We start from the raw sequence: 18010 nt of genomic DNA, 5'->3' as shown, positions 1-18010 counted from the left end.
CATACTTGCTATCGCTGGCATTGTCACTGGCATTACTGGAATTATCCTTCAGTGTTTTTATAATTTTTCCTAAACTCACCAGAGCGCTTCCGGAAAATGTAAAGAATCATTTTGATTATTTGTATTTGAGCCGTGTTCATTATTCAGTCACCATGATGCCGGAATGCGCACAATATGATTCCGAAACATTCTACACCCTAAAAAAAGGGGCAAAATGCCGTTTTTCAAACCGTGAATTCAGCACCTCCTACAGTATTAATTCTGCGGGACTGCGCGACAGCGAGGATGATCTGGAAAAGCCGGAAGTTATTGTACTCGGGGATTCTTTCGCCATGGGCTGGGGCGTCGAACAGAACGAGACGTTCTCTTCGGTTCTGCAAACCGTTACAAATAAAAAAATACTCAATGCCGGTATCGCATCATTCGGCACGGAACGCGAGAAGCGCATGCTCCGGCGTCTGGACCTGTCTCATCTGCGCACCATAATAATACAGTATTGCGAGAACGATGCCGCCGAAAACAAAGAGGCGGTTAAAAGCAAAGGCATAACCATCAAATCGCAAAATGACTATGAGCGCTTAAGCAGTAAACATTCCCGGAACAGACGTTATTTCCCTTTCAAGCACACCTATTACACTTTGAAAAACTTGAAGCACAAACCGGAAAGCTGGGAACAATCAATGCCCGCCGAGGAGGAGAGCGGATATTTCCTTCCTTTATTGGAGCAAATCCGCGCCATGGCCCCCCAGGCCCGCATCTTGATTTTCGAGCTGAATGGCCGGGGACGCGCCCGTTCGGGTTTTTTAAGAGCCGTACAGCAAAAGGTTGGGGGGGAGCCTTTGGTGAGCGTCATCGAGATGGAGACGTCTTTTCCGGAAAATTTCTATTTCGATCTTGATCTTCATTTGAAAGCCGACGGGCATCAAGCCGTGGCGAAAGCCCTCGCGCCCTATCTGGAAAAATAGCCGGCGGCTATTCCGCCGACTTTTTCTTCTCAAGGACCATGCCGAACATCAAATTGATGTGCTTGATCGGCGCGATAAAAGGGAAATGCCGACGGTGAACGATTTTAAAGCGCTTTAAGAGCACATGCAGGACTTCCTCCGGCGCATTGATGTGTTCGCTCTCGATGAACCATGAATAGGGTTGCTTGTAGCGTTTTTTGAATGCGCGCTCCGTGGTGAAATATTTACCGACGCGATGTACGAAGCCCGGGTCGCAGGGAAGAATGACTCCAAGCTGTCCATTGCCGTTCAGCAAGCGCTCAAATTGTTGAACCGCTTTCGGCAGATCGGTGAGGTGCTCCAGGACGTTATTGGCTATGATGCGATCGAAATAGCCGTCCGGAACGGCAAATCCTTCCTGGCAGTCGGATTGAATGATCTTCACATCGGGGAATCGCGACTTGATGAGATCGACTTGGCTGGAGCGTCTGTCGTTAACCCAGTATTCCTGCCGGGTCAGGTCCTCATATTGCAGATGGCCTCCGTTTCCCGCTCCCACCTCCAAAGTCCGCATGCCGTCGGCGATGCGCATATTGCGCGTAAGGTACATGCTTCCGAATTGATTAAGCATGCTCCACTGACGATGAAAGACTTCCTGACAGTACTTGATGAAATCGTCACTGATCGCCTTCTGCTCATCGGTTAAAGGCGTGACGGTTTTCGGCCATTGATAAGAGTAAAAATTTTTCATATTTATCCCTTGGCGCGGGAGGCGGTTTGTTGTTTTCGTTTGGCGAGATTCAGCCGCAGGGCCGCCGCCCGGCGTTTGCGCCGTTCCTCGATTTTTTCCTCGGCTCCGCCTGTTGACGGACGTAGCTGCCGCTTTGCCGGTTTGGTTATCATTGAAGTCATGGTGCGCTTTCGGACAATGGATCGTCAAGGGACGCTTGCCTCGGATATTGCCCTATGGCATGGTGCGCGAGTCTTGATCATGAGACGCCGCCGTAGCTCAGGGGCAGAGCGCGCCCTTGGTAAGGGCGAGGTCCACAGTTCAATTCTGTGCGGCGGCACCATTCACCTTGCCACAGTTCTGGCCCTAGGCCGTCGAGTTATTCAGAAAGGGCTCAATGCCTATGCCGCGCGAAAATCGACCGATGTCTCCGCATTTGCAGGTCTATGCGTTCAAGCTGCACATGGCCATATCCATTTTTCACCGCATCACCGGCGTCGCCTTGGCGTTCGGCGTGGTGGCGTTGATCTATTGGCTGGCGGCGGCGGCGTACGGTCCCGAAAGTTTCGCCCGCGCTCAGGCCGTGTTCGGCTCATGGTTCGGTTATTTGTGCCTGTTCGGATGGTCGGCATGTTTGTTCTATCACCTGTGCAACGGCATCCGCCATTTGTTTTGGGATATCGGCTGGGGCTTTGCTCCCCGGCGGGTGACGGCGACCGGAAAGATGGTGCTGGCGGGGACGGTGGCGCTGACCGCGCTGTCATGGGCCATCGGCATCGGCATGTAGGGGAGACGACGGGATGAAAATGCGAAGCGCGTTGGGACGTGTCCGTGGGCATGGCTCAGCCAGGGCCGGAACCGAAGGCTGGTATACCGAGCGGCTGACGGCTTTGGCGCTGGTCCCGTTGGCCGTGTGGTTCGTCGCCTTCATGGTGTCGGGCGTCGGCGCCGACTACGCCACCTTCAGGGCATGGATGGCGATGCCCGGAAACATGGCGATGACCATGCTTCTTCTTATCGTTTCCCTGTGGCATGGGGCGCTTGCCCTGTCCGTGGTTATTGAGGACTATGTACACAACAAGACGATAGAGATCGCCGGCCTGATCGCCGTCAAGTTCGGCGCTTTGGCGCTCGGCGTCTTTGCCGTCGGCGTAATCCTCAAGATCGGCCTGGGGAGTTGACGCCGTATGTCTAAAGCCTACGCCATTACCGATCACACATATGACGTTATTGTTATCGGCGCCGGCGGCGCCGGGCTGAGGGCGGCGTTGGGCATGACCGCCGCGAAGTTGAAAACCGCCTGTATTTCCAAAGTGTTCCCGACGCGCAGCCACACGGTTGCCGCCCAGGGCGGAGTCGCCGCTTCGCTGGGGTCGATGTCCGAGGACAATTGGAAGTGGCATATGTACGACACGGTTAAAGGCTCCGACTGGCTCGGCGACCAGGACGCCATCGAGTATCTGTGCCGCAACGCCGTGCCGGCGGTTCTTGAGCTTGAGCACTACGGGGTGCCGTTTTCGCGCTCCGACCAGGGCAAGATTTATCAGCGCCCCTTCGGCGGCCATATGCGTAACTTCGGCGAGGCTCCGGTCGAGCGCGCCTGCGCCGCCGCCGACCGCACCGGCCACGCCATCCTCCACACCCTCTATCAGCAATGCCTGAAGCACGACACCGAGTTTTTCATCGAGTACGTCGTCATCGACCTGATCATGGACGAGGACGGCTCATGCCGGGGGGTGATTGCCTGGAACCTGGAAGACGGCGCCATCCATCGTTTCCGCGCTCATATTACGGTGCTCGCCACCGGCGGCTACGGGCGTTCGTACTTTTCATGCACCTCGGCCCATACCTGCACCGGAGACGGCAACGCCATGGTGGCGCGTACGGGGTTGCCCTTGCAGGACATGGAGTTTGTGCAGTTCCATCCCACCGGCATTTACGGCTCGGGCTGTCTGATCACCGAGGGCGCACGCGGCGAGGGCGGCTATCTCACCAACTCGGCGGGGGAGCGTTTCATGGAGCGTTACGCCCCCAACGCCAAAGACCTGGCCTCACGCGACGTGGTCAGCCGCGCCATGACCATCGAGATTCGCGAAGGACGCGGCGTCGGCGACGACAAGGACCATATCTTTCTGCACCTGGAACACCTGGGGGCGGACATTCTCGCCAAGCGGCTACCCGGCATCAGCGAGTCGGCGAGGATTTTCGCCGGCGTCGATGTCACCCGCGAACCGATTCCGGTTCTCCCTACCGTTCACTACAATATGGGGGGCATTCCCACCAATATCTTCGGCGAGGTATTGCGCCCCTCCGAAAAGCGTCCCGACGCCATCTGCGCCGGCCTGATGGCCATCGGCGAGGCCGCCTGCGTTTCGGTGCACGGCGCCAACCGGCTCGGCACCAACTCGCTGCTTGATATTGTCGTTTTCGGCCGCGCCGCCGCGCATCGCGCCGGCAATATGATCAAGGCCGGGAAGCAACATAGCCCGTTGCCCAAGGATTCAGCCGAGGCGGCGCTCGGTCGCCTGGATCGTCTGCGCCACGCATCGGGAACGGTGAGCGTCAGCGAACTCAGGCTTGAAATGCAGCGCATTATGCAGAACAACGCCGCCGTGTTCAGAACCTCCGATGTTCTTGCCAAGGGCTGCCGTTTGATCGACGAGGCAAGCGCCAAGCTTTCCGACCTCCAGGTCACTGATCGCTCGATGATCTGGAACTCTGACCTGGCCGAAGCGCTGGAACTGGAGAACCTGATGGTCTGCGCCCGCGCCACCCTGCATTCGGGCGAGGCGCGTCATGAGAGTCGCGGCGCTCACGCCCACGAGGACTACCCCCTTCGTGACGATGAGAACTGGATGAAACACACTCTGGCGTGGATCGGCAAAGACGGCGCCGTCACTCTCGGCTACCGTGCGGTGCATACCTATACCCTGACCAATGAAATTAATTACATCGAGCCTAAGGCTCGGGTTTACTAGGGGCGGCGGCAATGGTTCAGTTCAATCTTCCCGCCGGCTCCAAAGTCGTCAAAGGCAAGACCCATCCCGCCCCGGAAGGGGCTGGACGGGTCAGACGATTCAATATTTACCGCTATGACCCCGACGGCGGCGGCAATCCTCGCCTGGATTCCTTTGACATTGATCTGGACGGCTGCGGGCCGATGGTCCTGGACGCCCTGCTCAAGATCAAGAACGAAATTGATTCCACGCTTGTTTTTCGCCGCTCCTGCCGCGAGGGGGTGTGCGGTTCGTGCGCCTTCAACATCGACGGCCTCAACACCCTGGCCTGCATCAAGGCCATCAACGACATCAAGGGCGAGGTCAACATCTATCCGCTGCCCCATCTGCCGGTGATCAAGGATCTGGTCTGCGACCTGTCCACGCCTTACGCCCAGTACGCCTCGATCACGCCGTGGATTCGGACGGTGTCGCCCGAACCTCCCGACCACGAGCGGTTGCAGAGTCCGGAAGAGCGCGATGAACTGGACGGCCTGTGGGAATGCGTGCTGTGCTTTTGCTGTTCGACCAGTTGCCCGAGCTATTGGTGGAACGGAGAGCGCGGCTACCTGGGGCCGTCGGCCCTGCTCCAGGCCTACCGCTGGATCATTGACAGCCGCGACGAATTCGCCGGCGAGCGTCTGGACAATATCGAAGACCCGTTCAGGCTTTACCGCTGCCACACCATCATGAACTGCACCGCCACCTGCCCCAAGAACCTGAACCCGGCTCTCGCCATCGCCGAACTGAAAAAGCGGATGATGCGAAGGAAATAGCGTTATTTCCTTCCCTTGAGCAGGGAGCGCACGATGGGGGGCAGGATCAGTTCCATCGCCATCCCCAGCTTGCTGCCGGGGACAACAATGGAATTGCGGCGCGACATCCAGGAATTATTGATCTTGTCGAGAAGGTAAGGGAAATCGACATCCCACTTGTCCGGTTTGCTGAAACGGATAACGGCGACGCACTCGTCCAGGGCGGGGACGTCGCGGGAGATCGCCGGGTCCGAGGTATCGACCACCGGCGTCATCTGGATGTTGACGTCGGTATGGGCGAACTGGGGGATGATGTAGTGGACGTAGTCGTGCATGCGCCTGAGGATGGCGTCTATCACCGCTTCTTCCGAGTAACCGCGTTGACTGGTGTCGCGGTGAATCTTCTGAATCCATTCCAGATTGATCACAGGCGCCACGCCGATCTTTAAGTCAACCAGACATGCGACATTTACTTCGTCCGTCACCACGCAGCCGTGCAGCCCTTCGTACAGGAGCAGGTCGCTGCCTTTCGGGATATCTTCCCATGGGGTAAGTTCGCCGGCTTTCAGTCCTTGGCCGGGATAATTTTCCGCGTCTTCCGCGCTGTGCAGATAATGGCGGCGCTTGCCGGCGCCGGTCTCGCCGTAGTTTCTGAACAGGGTTTCAAGTTCCTTGAACAGATTGGCCTCGGGGCCGAAGTGGCTGAAGTTGCGGTGTCCCTTGGCGGCGGCGTCCGCCATCGCCTGCTTCATGGCGGCGCGGTCATAGCGGTGGAAGCTCTCGCCGCTGACCTCGGCGAAGCTGACGTTCTCCCGCCGGAAGACGTGATCGAAAGCGTTCCTGACCTGGGTGGTGCCGACGCCCGATGACCTGACAACGGCGATAATTGGATGCTTGACCGACAACTCGATTCCTTCTCTAAATCCGTGACGCTATATTAGACCACATCATGATCTGCGCTAAGGCAAACAAATTATTGACGCCTTGCATTCTACATGATAAAAATGGGTTGATTTGTTAAACAACATAAATTTCTTGTAAAGGATTGCCATGCTGGAGACCCTCGCGCATACCGCCCGCGCCGCACGCCCGTCAATGGCGCAATGCGAAGCCGAGCCGCTGGCGCGCATGGAGGATTACGAGGAATTTCTCGCCGGGATCAACAACTTCCGGACTCACAAGTGGAATTCCGATCGGTGGGTTACTTTCCGTCTGCGTTTCGGCATCTACGCTCAGAAGCAGGACGGCATGCACATGGCGCGCGTCAAGGCGCCGGGCGGACGCCTGCGCGTCGAATGGCTGCGCGCCGTGGCCAAGGCCAACCGCGAGCATTGCGGCGCCGACGTTCATATCACCACGCGCCAGGGGTTGCAGTTCTATTTCGTCGCCCTGGATTCCCTGCCGAAGCTTTTCAAGGAGCTTTACGGCGCCGGCCTGACTTCGCGTGAGGCGTCGGGAAATACCTTTCGCAATGTCACCGCCTGCCCCTTGGCCGGCATCTGCCCCCGTGAGCGCGTCGATGCCGGCGCCGTCGCTCAACGGCTGGCCGTTACCTGGCTGCGCCATCCGCTGGTTCAGCACATGCCGCGCAAGGTAAAGATTTCCATATCGGGCTGCGAACTGGATTGCGGAGCGACTTCCATCGACGACCTGGGGCTTATCGCCACCGTTAAGGACGGCCGTCCGGGGTTCCGCGTGGTGGCCGGCGGCGGCCTCGGCTCCGTTCCCCGTTCCGCCGTCGAACTTCTGGAGTTCGTCGCGGAGGAGGAATTGTCCGCCGTTCAGGAAGCCGTGGCTCACCTGCACCACCGCTATTCCAATCGTAGCCGCAAGATGGCCTCGCGCCTCAAGTTTCTGGTAAAAAGATTCGGCGAGGAAGAATTCGTCAAGCTGTTTCTGGATGAATTTGAACATGCCCGGCGCATGCCTCAGCGGCCATGGCCGGCGCTTGCGTGGCGCACGCCCGCCGATGACCGATTTCCGCCGCCGCAGCGCGGCCGGATTGAGCAACACGACGGGAAAGTTGCCGTCGTCATTCGTCCGCCGCTCGGCATGTTGTCATCGGATCGGCTCGAAGCCTTGGCCGATATCGCGGAGCAGACCGGCGCTTCCGAGTTCCGTCTTACCCGTGAGCAGAATATCATCGCCGTAGGCATTCCCCGGCAAAATGCCGACAGGTTTATGAAGGGCGTCCGCGCCCTCGGCCTTGATATGGGCGAGCGGCCTCATGGCCTCGGCGATATTGTTGCCTGCCCCGGCGTCAGCACATGCCCGATCGGCATCAACAATTCCCATGCCTTGGCCGAAGAGTTGCTGGCCGCCGGCGCTGCTTTCGCCGGTTTCCCCGAGACGCGCATTCGCATTTCCGGGTGCCACAATTCATGCGGCCAGCATCATATCGGCGACATCGGCCTGCACGGAGTGGCCAAGAAGATCGGCGGCAAGAATGCCCCTCACTACCAATTTCACCTGGGGGGAGAGGTTGATACTCCCGGCGCCATCGCCATGGAAGGCCCGGCTGTGCCGGCGCGTCTTATAAAGGAAGCGCTGAAAATCCTGCTTTCCGCCTATGCCGAAACCCGAAACAAGGAAGAAAGCGTTCGCCGTTGGGCGAAACGCATCGGCGCGGCGGGCATCGAAAAGCTTTTAGCGCCGGTGACCGAGGGCGGCTACGATGTAAGCGATCCGTTATTATGGCTCGACGTGGGGTCCGACAAGCCGTTCTTTCCGCCGATCAGCGCCGTCGGCGAATGCGCCGCCGCAGCGGTCGTCGGGGAATATCTGTCCGACCTGTCTCTGGTGGGGCGCATAGACCTTCAGCGCTCCCTTGCCATCGGTGATCGGGAAGAAGCCGTGGAGGCCGGACGGCGCAGCCTGTTCGCCACCGGACAACGGCTCCTCAGCGTTCTCGGCGTTGATACGGAAGACTTCGACGATTCCCGCCTGATTCTGGAAGTCAGAAGCCAATTCAGCGGGGAAAAGGCGTTGATGGCCGCGCTGGAAACGGCGCTTAAGGCCAAGGTTGCGGCCGCCGGAGGCGGCGACATGGAGGCGTTCGTCCGTGCGCTGGACGACTGGGCCGCCGCCGCCGATATCATTATCGAAGCCTCTTTGGCCCCTTCGTCGGCGATGGGAGCCAATATTTGATGGACGCTCCATTGCAGGAACGGCCCCACGGCGCTGAATTGGAGCAGCGGCTTGTCGAGCGCTACGGCGACTTCGGCGGGGTTGATTTGCTGCGCGTCATGATCAAGGAAGAATTCCCGGGGCGAATCGCCGTAACCTCATCGTTCGGCATCGAGGCGGCTGTCCTGCTTGATATGGTGGCCGAGGTCGATCCCTCGACGCCGGTTATTTTCCTCGATACCGGCATGCTGTTCGAGGAGACCCTGGCTTATCGGGACACCCTTACCAAGAGGTTCAAACTCACCGATATGCGAACGGTGAGGCCGGACCCGGCGGACATCGAAAACTATGACGCCGACGGCGCCCTCAACCGCACTGATACCGAAACCTGCTGCTATCTGCGCAAGGTGCTGCCGTTGGAGAAGGCCCTTCACGGCTTCGATGCCTGGATCACCGGCCGCAAGCGCTTTCACGGCGGGGAAAGGGCTGACCTTCGCATTGTTGAGTTCAATAACAACCGAATCAAAATCAATCCCCTGGCCGGATGGTCGCGGGGCCGCATCGCTGAGGCATACGAAAAGCGTAGCCTCCCCGTCCATCCGCTGGCCGCCGCCGGTTATACCTCCGTCGGCTGTTCGCCATGCACCCGCTTGACCGGATCGGGCGAGGAGGTCAGGGCCGGACGGTGGGCGGACATGGAAAAAACCGAATGCGGCATTCACAACGCTCCCTGGTTCGGACAGGGGATATGAACGCTACAGGAACCCTATGAGCGCCATGGATAACCTCGACGCCCTGGAGAGCCAGAGCATCTATATCTTCCGCGAGGCCTTCAACAAGGTCGAGCGCCTCGCCATGCTATGGTCCATCGGCAAGGACAGCAACGCCATGCTGTGGCTGGCGCGGAAAGCGTTTTTCGGCCATGTGCCTTTTCCGCTGATTCACGTCGATACCAAAAAGAAAATCCCTGAGATGATCGAATTCCGCGACCGCTACGCCAAGGAGTGGAATCTCAACCTGATCGTTGATTCAAATCATCAGGCTATTGCCGCCGGCATGGGGCCGGACCGGGGCAAGGTCGTCTGCTGCTCGGCGCTCAAGACGGAAGGCCTCAAGGCGGTCATCGCCGAGCACGGCTTCACCGGAGTCTTCGCCGGCATCCGCCGCGACGAGGAAGGCACCCGCGCCAAGGAGCGGATATTCAGCCCTCGCGGCATCCTTTCCCAGTGGGATGTCCGCGACCAGCCGCCGGAGTTCTGGGAGCAGTTCAACGCCGACGTGCCGCCGGGCGCTCACCTGCGCATTCACCCGCTTCTCCCCTGGACCGAGATCGACATCTGGCGCTATATCCGGCGCGAGGGCATTCCCCTGGTTGATCTTTACTTTGCTAAAAACGGGCAACGATATCGTTCGCTGGGGTGTGCGCCGTGCACCGCCCCGATGGCCAGCACCGCCTCCACCGTCGATGAGATCATCAAGGAGCTGGAGAACACCAAAGTCTCCGAGAGATCCGGTCGCGCCCAGGACAAGGAATCAGAGGACGCCTTCGAGCGTCTCCGCGTAGAGGGGTACATGTAATGGCGAAGGCGGGCAAAAAGAAGGCGGGACGGCAGCCTCTCAAGATCGTCATCGTCGGCCATGTCGATCACGGCAAGTCAACCCTGGTCGGGCGGCTTCTTCATGACACCAACTCGTTGCCCGAGGGCAAGATGGAGGCCATCAAGGACGTTTGCGCCAAGCGCGGAATGCCTTTCGAGTGGGCCTTCCTTCTTGACGCCCTGCAAGCCGAGCGCGACCAGGGAATCACCATCGACACGTCGCGCATCTGGTTCAGTTCCAAGGCGCGGGACTACGTCATTATCGACGCTCCCGGCCACCGGGAATTCATCCGCAACATGGTTACCGGCGCCGCCGGCAGCGACGCCGCCGTGCTTGTCATTGACGCCGAGGAAGGCGTTCGCCAGCAGACCCGCCAGCATGGTTTGCTGTTGCATCTTCTCGGCATCCGCAATGTGGTGGCGGTAATCAACAAGATGGACCTTGTCGGCTATCATCAGGCCCGTTTCGACGAAATCAGGGCCGAACTCGGCGATTATCTCGGCAAGCTCGACATCAATGCCTCGGCGGTGATCCCCGTTTCGGGGCGCGAGGGCGTCAACATCATGGAGTCGAGCGAACTCACCGGGTGGTATCGGGGGCCTTCGGTGATGGCGGCTCTTGACGCCTTCCCCGATCCGGTGGAGCCGACCGACCTGCCCCTGCGCCTGCCTGTGCAGGATGTCTATAAGTTCGACAAGCGGCGCATTATCGCCGGGCGCATCGAGAGCGGCGCTTTGCGCGTCGGCGACGTTATCCGCTTTTCGCCTTCGGGCAAGACGGTGCGCGTCGCCTCTCTGGAGGATTGGAGCACGCCCGTCGCCGCCGTCGCCGCCGTCGCCGGCAAGTCGGTCGGCATCACCCTCAGCGAGCAGATTTTCGTCGAGCGCGGTCAGGTCGCCAGCCACGTCGAGCGCATCCCGGTCGAGGCCAACGAGTTCAAGGCCCGCCTATTCTGGCTGGGCGGCAAACCGCTGGAAGCCGGCAACCGCTACACCATGAAGCTGAACGCCTCCGAGTATAATGTCGGCGTCAAGGCGGTGGAGCGCATCATCGACGCCGACACCCTGACCTCCGTCGAGGGCGCAAGCGTCGCCAAGAACGGCGTCGCCGAGGTGGTGCTTCATTCGCGGGGACTGATGGCGGTGGATATGTTTAAGGACAATCCGCGAGCCGGGCGCTTCGTGCTGGCCGACGGCTATAATCTGGCCGGAGGCGGCATCATCACCGAGGCCAAATCCCTGAGTCAGGCCAGGGACGTCAAGTCAACCAACATCTTCTCCGTCGAGCACCGCATGGAGCCTGAGGAGCGCTGGATCGGCAACGGTCATTCCAGCGGCATCCTGTGGCTGACCGGCCTGTCCGGCTCCGGCAAAAGCACTCTGGCCATGGAACTGGAACGCCATCTTAACCGCAAGGGCTACAACGCCTATGTGCTGGACGGCGACAACATTCGCAGCGGCCTCAACTCGGACCTGGGGTTCAGTCATGAGGACCGCGCCGAGAACATACGTCGCGTCGGCGCCGTGGCTTCCCTGTTCGCCGACGCCGGTTTCATCGCCATCACCGCCTTCATCTCACCCTATCGCGCCGACCGCCAGATCGCCCGCGCCATGCGCCCCGACGCCTTCCACGAGGTTTACGTCAAGGCCGACCTGGATATCTGCGAGAAACGCGACCCCAAGGGCTTGTACAAGAAGGCCCGCGCCGGCCAGATCGCCGATTTTACCGGCATTTCCGCTCCCTACGAGGAGCCGGAGGACACCGCCCTGGTCCTCGACACCGGCAAACAAAGCATCGAGGAAAGCCTGTCCATGCTGCTCAACTATGTTCAGAAGAATTTCACTTTACTCGATGTCGTCTCCCGCCACCATCGGACTTGTGTTTAGTCACAGGGCGCAATCGGGTGCTTGATGATACGACAATCTTCGTATACACTAAAGGACAAGATAGGCTTTAAAGAGGCTAAAAGGCACGCTCTCGAAGCACTGGAAATGGGTGTTTTTCAGCATGAAGTTCGCAATCAGATCGACGAGAAGAACCTTTTACATGCCGGTGATGTGACTACCGAAGAGGTCATCAACATTATCGAAAGATGCAATGGACGCCATCATACGGAAAATTCACACCACACTATCGCCGCAGTGACGGTGCACGTTCTTAAACGAGACGGCTGGTACATTAAGTTCTATTTCGTTGGGACGGACCTGTTTTTCTTAAGTGTGCACAAATGAGGCAAGGGAAATGAAACTTTTTAAAGCCGGCGACAAAGGAAAGGCGATATGCGAGTCCTGCAAGGAGATCGCACCCACGACCTTTGCCTATCGCGATGTCCCCTTCAGCGATAGTCCCGGCAAGGTGAAGGGCATCCTTGTTTCCGTATGCGACAAGTGTGACTCCGTGGTTGCCGTTCCCTCGCAGTCCACCCCTGCGATCAAGGCCGCCCGCGAGACGGCGACGAAATCAATCGAGGTCAATCTTCCCGCGTCTTACATTGAATTGCTTGATCTGGCGGCGTTTAAGATTGATGCGAAAGCAACTGCTGAGTTCCGAAAGCGGCTGTTGGCCTTTTACATTCACAGATACGCTGTGAACCCGGATTTCGCTGAAAAAATGGCGGTCATTTTCGGCAGGCTGCCGCATACGCCCAAAAGCACCGGCGGCGCCATGCCGAAAAAGCGCCTGTCGTTCAAGTTTACGCCCCGTTTGAATAGTGAGTTCGAGGAGATTATGAAGGCCTCGTCCCTCAACCGGACCGATGTCATCCGAGGACTCGTCCTGCAAATTGACAAAGACATTGTCCGCCCGAAGAAACCCAAGCACCTGACGGAGCTTCAAACCCTTGCCGCCGTCGCCACCTGCTGAACAAGAGATCGACGCAATTCCGGGGACAGCCCCAATTCCGGGAACAACTTAATTTTTGGAATTAAGTATCATGTCACCGGAATTTGGATGGATAATGCCGCCGAGGGCCGGACGGGTCGCTGCCGTTGATGTTAGTTGTGCCTTGCTCCCTGCTTTCCTAGGCACCACCCCTCGCGCCTTTCCCCATGATAAGCCCGTCCAAAGCCCCTCTTGATCAGTATTTCCGCCAAGTCAGCGCCGTCTATTTTAACATCCGCCAAAACTCGACCTGCGTACTTTCCCCATTTAGGATTGCAGAAACGCACCTGACCAGCGCCCGCAAGGAGGTCCTGAACAAAGGCTCGGCCTTTTTTAGCCTGGTATTTTTCATCGTCGCATTTCCCCTTTATCTCCGGGGCGTCAACGCCGTTGACGCGCACGGACATTTGTTCAACCTCTGGCGGCAGTCCAGGCATCACGATATAGATGGTATCAGCGTCGTAAGCCAACTGGCCGCGAACGATCCGCATCGGCCAATCGTAGCACTCGGCTTGAGATGAAAAGGACGTTGCCAGGAGGATGGCGAATAGGGTAATAATCCGCATGGTCACCCTAAAGGCGTGATCGGCAATCACACCCTTAGGGGTTTTGCTTTCAGCAGCCACAGCTTGGACTATACGAGCCATCGCAGCAAACCGCGCGCGTTCCAGCACAACCGCAAACGCCGCCGTGCCACGAGCAGCAGCCCTGGCCCGCCAGTTGTTCTTCTGTGGCTCCGGATGCTTTCATCCGGTCGCATTCGGTGGCCTTATCAGGAGTGGATTGATCAAAAATGATGGGATGTTTTTGGTCAATAGGATGTTCGGCAGCCATGGCCGCGCCCATCACGAACGTGATGGCGACTGCAAATATAATTAGCTTTTTCATTTATTGACCAAGCAGGTTGTAGGGGTTACTGGTCCTCGCTCCCCGTCCTGACACCTCTCCGCTACCGTATCCACCCCTGCTGCTGGAGCCATAACCACTAGACGAATCGGAATTTTTGGTCCCACTTTGGCCAGTATATGGATTCATATTTCCTTTGGTTGACCAGTTGTTAGACGGATTGCTGTCTGGAGCGCTCCGAAAATGCGGTTGGACGTAGGTTCCGTCTTTACGGGAATAGCCGTCAACCTGCGTATCGCCCGCAAAAGCTTCTGCCACAATCAAAGAAGACAAAAGCAATAAAGCCACAAAAATCAACGACCTTGCTATGACTTCTCCCATCCTTACGTACCCCCTTGTGATAATGAAAAGTTTTGCAGATTAAGAACTTTTTATAGTGTATATACACTATGTAACGTACATGGACACGATAGTCAAGGAGATGAACAAAATGTTCGTATGCAAAATTTTGGGAAGAAGCTCAAGGAAAGGACTAGGCAGCTTAATCTGGCTGACGCCGAGGTCGCTCGTCGTGCGGGGCTAAGCGAGAGGCGCTATGGCCATTATGTAACCGGCAGGAATGAGCCCAACTTAAGGACACTCGTTAAGCTCTGCAAAGTCCTGGAGACGACGCCCGACAAACTGCTCGGCTTTAATGCCGAAGGTGATGAACAAGGCGGGAAAGAGAGCAATGAAATACGGGCGCGGCTACGCGCCGCAAGCAATGTTCTGGAAGGGGAAAATTTGATTATTGCCATGAAGATTCTAGACACTCTTGTAGAACATCAAGTGGACGGGTGGGTAGTCTAAGCAAGATTTCGCAGATTCCGCCACCGCGCATAATCCGCTCCGTCATCGACATCGTGAAGGGTATCGACCAAGGCGTGGGTGAAGCCGGAGGGCAGGTTCTTAATGGTGTCGGCGAGGGCGTGTTCGGTTGACCAACGCACATTCGCATACAGGTAGGGCATGGCGGGGCTGCGCTTCATGCCGACCAGCCAGAAGCCGCCGTCGGCGGCGGGGCCGAAGACCGCGTCATGATTTCCCAACGCTTTGAAGGCTGCCGCGATATGGGCGGGAGTAATTCCCGGCGTATCGGCGCCGATCAGCACCACAGGTCCCGGCGGCGGTCGGCGCATAGCCCGGTCCATGCGGCGGCCGAGGTCGCCTTCGCCCTGGGGGAAACAGGGGATTCCCCTCGGCCACGGCCCATTTTCTCTTGCCGCCCGGTCGGGAGTTATCGCCGGCCGACATGTCCACCGTTTGTCGGAGCGCAGGCGGTTAAACGTGTCTTTCAGGTTGCGCCGATAGAAGGCGGCGGCGGCGATTGCGCCGATGTCGCGGGCCAGTCGACTCTTCACCGTCCCCAGGTGCGGCGCCTTGCAGAATATGATCAGATGATTGGTCATTCGTATATCTTTGCGATCAGACGGGGCGGCAGGCCGAGGAAGTATAGGCCCAGGCACAGCATATTGCGTAAGGGGCGGAGCAGGTAGCCTCCCGTGCGATAGCGCTCGGCGGAGGTGACGACGACAACGTCGAGTATATCCAGGCGCGACTTGCCGATGCGGCAAACTATGTCCACGTCTTCCATCAGCGCTATCGCCCTGAAGCCTCCCAACTCGTCGTAAAAAACGCGGGAGATCAACAAACCCTGGTCGCCATAGGGTAGGCCGAGGACGCGGCTGCGCCAAGCGACCAGCCTTTCCAGCCGGCGGGCGGCGGGGGATGCGTCATCCAGGCGCAGGCGGAAAACGGCGGCGCGGCGCAGGTTGCCGGGATCGGCGACGTAGCGGGCGACGGCCTCGTCCCAGCCCGCGCCGGGAACGGTGTCGGCGTGGATGAACAACAACCGGTCGCCCTTGGCGGCGGCGGCTCCGCAAGCCATCTGCGCTCCTCGGCCCCGCGCGCATTTGATCACCCGCGCTCCCAAGCGTTCGGCGATTTCGCGGGTGGCGTCGGCAGAGCCGCCGTCGGCGACGATCACTTCTTTATCGGCGGCGGAGGCGAACAAGGTTTTCAGTACGCCTTCAAGGCGTCCGGCGGCATTCAAGGCGGGGATGATGATGCTGAGCACGAAATTATCTTACACCGCCCTTTGCCCTTGGCAAGCCGCGCCGGTTACCCGGTTGCGCTCACGGCGGCATTGGCATAATATGCCATTCGGTATATTGCCAAGGAGACTGAATCATGCCGACCCGCAATGTTGTGCTCACGGATCATCAGGCCGATCTCATCGAACGACTGGTTACGTCCGGTCGTTATCAGAACGCCAGCGAGGTGCTGCGCGAGGGCTTGCGAATGATCGAAACCCGCGACGCCGATGAACAAGCGCGCCTGGAGGCTCTGCGCGCCGCCGTCCAGGTCGGCATCGACGATATCGAGGCCGGACGCTACCGGGACTTCGACAGCTTCGAGGCGATGAAACGGCATCTGATTGCCGGAAGCGATGCCGCGTTCGAGTCTCGTAAGACCTGACCCATGTCCCTGAATTGGAAAGTCCGGCTGTCGGAGGCGGCCCAGCGGGATTTCGACGGTATTTTTCTCCGGACTGCCGAGCATTTCGGCATCGGTCAGGCGCGCCTCTATCGCGGCATGATCCTTGATGCCTTGCGAGCGCTTCGAGATGGCCCCGCCATCATCGGCGCCGGAAATCACCCTGAGCTTCCTCAAGGCGTCAAGACCCTGCATATCGCTCGAAAGAGCAAGCGTGGCCGACATTTCATCGTATTTGACGCCTCCACGGCGGGGCGTATTCGTGTCTTGCGCATCCTTCATGACGCCATGGACATGTCCCGTCATATCGAGCCTGGCGACGAGGATGATGACTGCCCTTCCCCTGACCGCCATCCGCGCCGTGCTTGACGGAAATGTTGTCTTTGTGTCAGCGTGAATTTACTAAGGTGAGCAATTACTGACGGAGGGGATGTGGCAGCATGGCTATTTTATTTAGAGATGATGACGCTTCGTATTTGACTTGGGTGATTGAGCATCCTGGGGGATTTGTTGTTAACCTGAGGAAGAATTTTGACCCAACTTATTTGGTGCTTCACCGGGCAATGTGTCCATCAATCAGGAAATACCCGGGCATGGATCGTAATCCAGGTGGGTTCACGGAGAGAGGGTATATGAAGTTGTGTTCCTTATCCATCAACGATCTTGAAAGCTATCTCAAGAAACATCCTCCATTCTCAAGCAGATGTGGCTTATGCAATAAATAAAGGAGCGGATGATGGATAAATCAGCCGCGTTGGTAAATGGCGTGGGTTGGGGAGAATCTGTGGGGCAGATTCTTGAGCGCTTTTGAATGACATTTGAACGTACTGAACTTTTAAGAAAGTTTTATTCCATTCTCACGGCGCTTGAAAAAAAGTGCGGGGGAGAACGGGTTCTCGCCAAATGCTCCGGGCATCTCAATTGGCCGCATAGGGGTGTATATTTTTTTAGGGAGCCGAAAGAAATACGGACCGACACAGGGTCCGGACCCCGTATTGTGCGCGTGGGTACGCATGCCCTTAAAACCGGATCAAACACAAAACTCTGGACACGATTATTGCAACACAAGGGGTCTAATAGCGGGAGAGGGAATCATCGCGGGTCAATTTTCCGGTCAATTGTGGGGGCTTCGCTGATAAAAAAAAGAAAATACGACTTTCCAACATGGGGGGTGGGCAATTCGGCCCCTGCTGAAACCCGCGCCGAAGAGAACCCGCTTGAAAGTGAAGTAAGCCAAGCAATAGGAAGAATGTCGTTTATCTGGCTGGCGATTGAAGATGAACCGGGCGTCAACAGTCTGCGCGGTTACATTGAAAGAAACGCAATCGCCTTGCTTAGCAACTACAACAGGCCACCGCTTGATTCGCCATCTCGCGGGTGGCTTGGTCGCCATTGTAATAGGGATAAAATTCTAAAGTCCGGCCTTTGGAACTCTAACCACGTTGATGATGTTTGCGATCCATTATTTCTCGATTGTTTTGAAGAATTGGTTATGAGAATGAGAATGAGGTGGTCCTACTTGTTTGGACAGTTCGGCGGCGAAGTTAAGGTGTATTCCGGTTGCTGATCATGCCGCCAAAGCCCTGTTCATATTTAATG

At 57.8% G+C, this 18010-nt stretch carries 19 protein-coding genes and 1 tRNA gene; 15 read left to right on the top strand and 5 right to left on the bottom strand.

What is annotated here, in order from left to right; genetic code table 11:
* Positions 1-20 precede the first annotated feature (20 nt).
* Entirely contained in the window at positions 21-965 is a 945-nt protein-coding gene (locus tag A3H92_00920; GenBank protein OHC76394.1) for a hypothetical protein, read from the top strand.
* A 7-nt stretch (positions 966-972) separates the two neighbouring features.
* On the opposite strand, the gene A3H92_00915 is transcribed toward A3H92_00920, so the two are convergent.
* Positions 973-1695: a hypothetical protein gene (locus tag A3H92_00915; GenBank protein OHC76393.1), complete on the bottom strand. Its 723-nt coding sequence runs from the start codon at positions 1693-1695 to the stop codon at positions 973-975.
* 247 nt (positions 1696-1942) lie between these two features.
* Between A3H92_00915 and A3H92_00910 the strand changes: the two genes are divergently transcribed.
* The 5 genes from A3H92_00910 (at position 1943) to A3H92_00890 (ending at position 5446) form a co-directional block, all read left to right on the top strand.
* Positions 1943-2017, top strand: a tRNA-Thr gene (locus A3H92_00910).
* A 60-nt stretch (positions 2018-2077) separates the two neighbouring features.
* The gene (locus tag A3H92_00905) at positions 2078-2461 is read left to right on the top strand and encodes a succinate dehydrogenase, cytochrome b556 subunit (GenBank protein ID OHC76392.1); all 384 of its coding nucleotides are present in this window, start codon (positions 2078-2080) and stop codon (positions 2459-2461) included.
* Positions 2462-2474: 13 nt separating this feature from the next.
* Complete coding sequence (locus A3H92_00900) at positions 2475-2855, top strand: succinate dehydrogenase, hydrophobic membrane anchor protein (protein ID OHC76391.1); 381 nt, start codon at positions 2475-2477, stop codon at positions 2853-2855.
* A gap of 6 nt (positions 2856-2861) precedes the next feature.
* Complete coding sequence (locus A3H92_00895; protein OHC76390.1) at positions 2862-4652, top strand: succinate dehydrogenase flavoprotein subunit; 1791 nt, start codon at positions 2862-2864, stop codon at positions 4650-4652.
* Between the two features lie 11 nt (positions 4653-4663).
* Positions 4664-5446 (top strand): succinate dehydrogenase iron-sulfur subunit, encoded by a 783-nt coding sequence (locus tag A3H92_00890; GenBank protein ID OHC76389.1) that lies wholly within the window; start codon positions 4664-4666, stop codon positions 5444-5446.
* Positions 5447-5448: 2 nt separating this feature from the next.
* Here the strand turns inward: A3H92_00890 and A3H92_00885 are convergent, their stop codons facing one another.
* Positions 5449-6330, bottom strand: coding sequence for a phosphoribulokinase (locus A3H92_00885; GenBank protein OHC76388.1), 882 nt, complete (start codon positions 6328-6330; stop codon positions 5449-5451).
* A gap of 145 nt (positions 6331-6475) precedes the next feature.
* Here A3H92_00885 and A3H92_00880 point away from each other — a divergent pair, with 145 nt between their 5' ends.
* Genes A3H92_00880 through A3H92_00855 form a run of 6 tightly spaced genes read left to right on the top strand, consistent with a single transcriptional unit; the run spans position 6476 to position 13012 of the window.
* Positions 6476-8572 (top strand): hypothetical protein, encoded by a 2097-nt coding sequence (locus tag A3H92_00880; GenBank protein ID OHC76387.1) that lies wholly within the window; start codon positions 6476-6478, stop codon positions 8570-8572.
* Positions 8572-9303 carry a phosphoadenosine phosphosulfate reductase gene (locus A3H92_00875; GenBank protein OHC76386.1) on the top strand — a complete coding sequence of 244 codons (732 nt, stop codon included), beginning with the start codon at positions 8572-8574 and terminating at the stop codon, positions 9301-9303. Before A3H92_00880 ends, A3H92_00875 begins: the two co-directional genes overlap by 1 nt.
* A 25-nt stretch (positions 9304-9328) precedes the next feature.
* The gene (locus A3H92_00870; GenBank protein OHC76433.1) at positions 9329-10129 is read left to right on the top strand and encodes a sulfate adenylyltransferase; all 801 of its coding nucleotides are present in this window, start codon (positions 9329-9331) and stop codon (positions 10127-10129) included.
* Positions 10129-12036 carry an adenylyl-sulfate kinase gene (locus A3H92_00865; GenBank protein OHC76385.1) on the top strand — a complete coding sequence of 636 codons (1908 nt, stop codon included), beginning with the start codon at positions 10129-10131 and terminating at the stop codon, positions 12034-12036. The genes A3H92_00870 and A3H92_00865 overlap by 1 nt, the downstream gene beginning before the upstream one ends.
* A 24-nt stretch (positions 12037-12060) precedes the next feature.
* Positions 12061-12381 carry a hypothetical protein gene (locus tag A3H92_00860; protein OHC76384.1) on the top strand — a complete coding sequence of 107 codons (321 nt, stop codon included), beginning with the start codon at positions 12061-12063 and terminating at the stop codon, positions 12379-12381.
* 10 nt (positions 12382-12391) lie between these two features.
* Positions 12392-13012: a hypothetical protein gene (locus A3H92_00855; GenBank protein OHC76383.1), complete on the top strand. Its 621-nt coding sequence runs from the start codon at positions 12392-12394 to the stop codon at positions 13010-13012.
* A 131-nt stretch (positions 13013-13143) separates the two neighbouring features.
* Here the strand turns inward: A3H92_00855 and A3H92_00850 are convergent, their stop codons facing one another.
* Entirely contained in the window at positions 13144-13596 is a 453-nt protein-coding gene (locus A3H92_00850; GenBank protein ID OHC76432.1) for a hypothetical protein, read from the bottom strand.
* Between the two features lie 778 nt (positions 13597-14374).
* Here A3H92_00850 and A3H92_00845 point away from each other — a divergent pair.
* Positions 14375-14725: a hypothetical protein gene (locus tag A3H92_00845; GenBank protein OHC76382.1), complete on the top strand. Its 351-nt coding sequence runs from the start codon at positions 14375-14377 to the stop codon at positions 14723-14725.
* Here A3H92_00845 and A3H92_00840 read toward each other — a convergent pair.
* Positions 14722-15324: a hypothetical protein gene (locus A3H92_00840; protein ID OHC76381.1), complete on the bottom strand. Its 603-nt coding sequence runs from the start codon at positions 15322-15324 to the stop codon at positions 14722-14724. The genes A3H92_00845 and A3H92_00840 overlap by 4 nt on opposite strands.
* Positions 15321-15992 carry a glycosyl transferase family 2 gene (locus A3H92_00835; protein ID OHC76380.1) on the bottom strand — a complete coding sequence of 224 codons (672 nt, stop codon included), beginning with the start codon at positions 15990-15992 and terminating at the stop codon, positions 15321-15323. Before A3H92_00835 ends, A3H92_00840 begins: the two co-directional genes overlap by 4 nt.
* Before the next feature lie 113 nt (positions 15993-16105).
* Here A3H92_00835 and A3H92_00830 point away from each other — a divergent pair, with 113 nt between their 5' ends.
* Both A3H92_00830 and A3H92_00825 read left to right on the top strand, forming a co-directional pair.
* On the top strand, positions 16106-16393 hold the full coding sequence (locus tag A3H92_00830) for a CopG family transcriptional regulator (protein ID OHC76379.1): 288 nt from the start codon (positions 16106-16108) through the stop codon (positions 16391-16393).
* Between the two features lie 3 nt (positions 16394-16396).
* On the top strand, positions 16397-16780 hold the full coding sequence (locus A3H92_00825) for a hypothetical protein (GenBank protein ID OHC76378.1): 384 nt from the start codon (positions 16397-16399) through the stop codon (positions 16778-16780).
* Positions 16781-18010 lie beyond the last annotated feature (1230 nt).

It is taken from the genome of Rhodospirillales bacterium RIFCSPLOWO2_02_FULL_58_16 (assembly GCA_001830425.1).
Lineage (GTDB): Bacteria > Pseudomonadota > Alphaproteobacteria > Rhodospirillales > 2-02-FULL-58-16 > 2-02-FULL-58-16.
Note: the sequence above shows the minus strand (reverse complement) of the source record. Positions and strands in the feature narration are given on the sequence as shown.

Bases quoted from the DNA above. Each gene is read 5' to 3' on its own strand.
- A3H92_00915 (OHC76393.1), bottom strand. From the start codon at position 1,695: ATGAAAAATTTTTACTCTTATCAATGGCCGAAAACCGTCACGCCTTTA.
- A3H92_00905 (OHC76392.1), top strand. From the start codon at position 2,078: ATGCCGCGCGAAAATCGACCGATGTCTCCGCATTTGCAGGTCTATGCG.
- A3H92_00900 (OHC76391.1), top strand. From the start codon at position 2,475: ATGAAAATGCGAAGCGCGTTGGGACGTGTCCGTGGGCATGGCTCAGCC.
- A3H92_00895 (OHC76390.1), top strand. From the start codon at position 2,862: ATGTCTAAAGCCTACGCCATTACCGATCACACATATGACGTTATTGTT.
- A3H92_00890 (OHC76389.1), top strand. From the start codon at position 4,664: ATGGTTCAGTTCAATCTTCCCGCCGGCTCCAAAGTCGTCAAAGGCAAG.
- A3H92_00880 (OHC76387.1), top strand. From the start codon at position 6,476: ATGCTGGAGACCCTCGCGCATACCGCCCGCGCCGCACGCCCGTCAATG.
- A3H92_00875 (OHC76386.1), top strand. From the start codon at position 8,572: ATGGACGCTCCATTGCAGGAACGGCCCCACGGCGCTGAATTGGAGCAG.
- A3H92_00870 (OHC76433.1), top strand. From the start codon at position 9,329: ATGGATAACCTCGACGCCCTGGAGAGCCAGAGCATCTATATCTTCCGC.
- A3H92_00865 (OHC76385.1), top strand. From the start codon at position 10,129: ATGGCGAAGGCGGGCAAAAAGAAGGCGGGACGGCAGCCTCTCAAGATC.
- A3H92_00860 (OHC76384.1), top strand. From the start codon at position 12,061: ATGATACGACAATCTTCGTATACACTAAAGGACAAGATAGGCTTTAAA.
- A3H92_00855 (OHC76383.1), top strand. From the start codon at position 12,392: ATGAAACTTTTTAAAGCCGGCGACAAAGGAAAGGCGATATGCGAGTCC.
- A3H92_00850 (OHC76432.1), bottom strand. From the start codon at position 13,596: ATGCGGATTATTACCCTATTCGCCATCCTCCTGGCAACGTCCTTTTCA.
- A3H92_00845 (OHC76382.1), top strand. From the start codon at position 14,375: ATGCAAAATTTTGGGAAGAAGCTCAAGGAAAGGACTAGGCAGCTTAAT.
- A3H92_00840 (OHC76381.1), bottom strand. From the start codon at position 15,324: ATGACCAATCATCTGATCATATTCTGCAAGGCGCCGCACCTGGGGACG.
- A3H92_00830 (OHC76379.1), top strand. From the start codon at position 16,106: ATGCCGACCCGCAATGTTGTGCTCACGGATCATCAGGCCGATCTCATC.
- A3H92_00825 (OHC76378.1), top strand. From the start codon at position 16,397: ATGTCCCTGAATTGGAAAGTCCGGCTGTCGGAGGCGGCCCAGCGGGAT.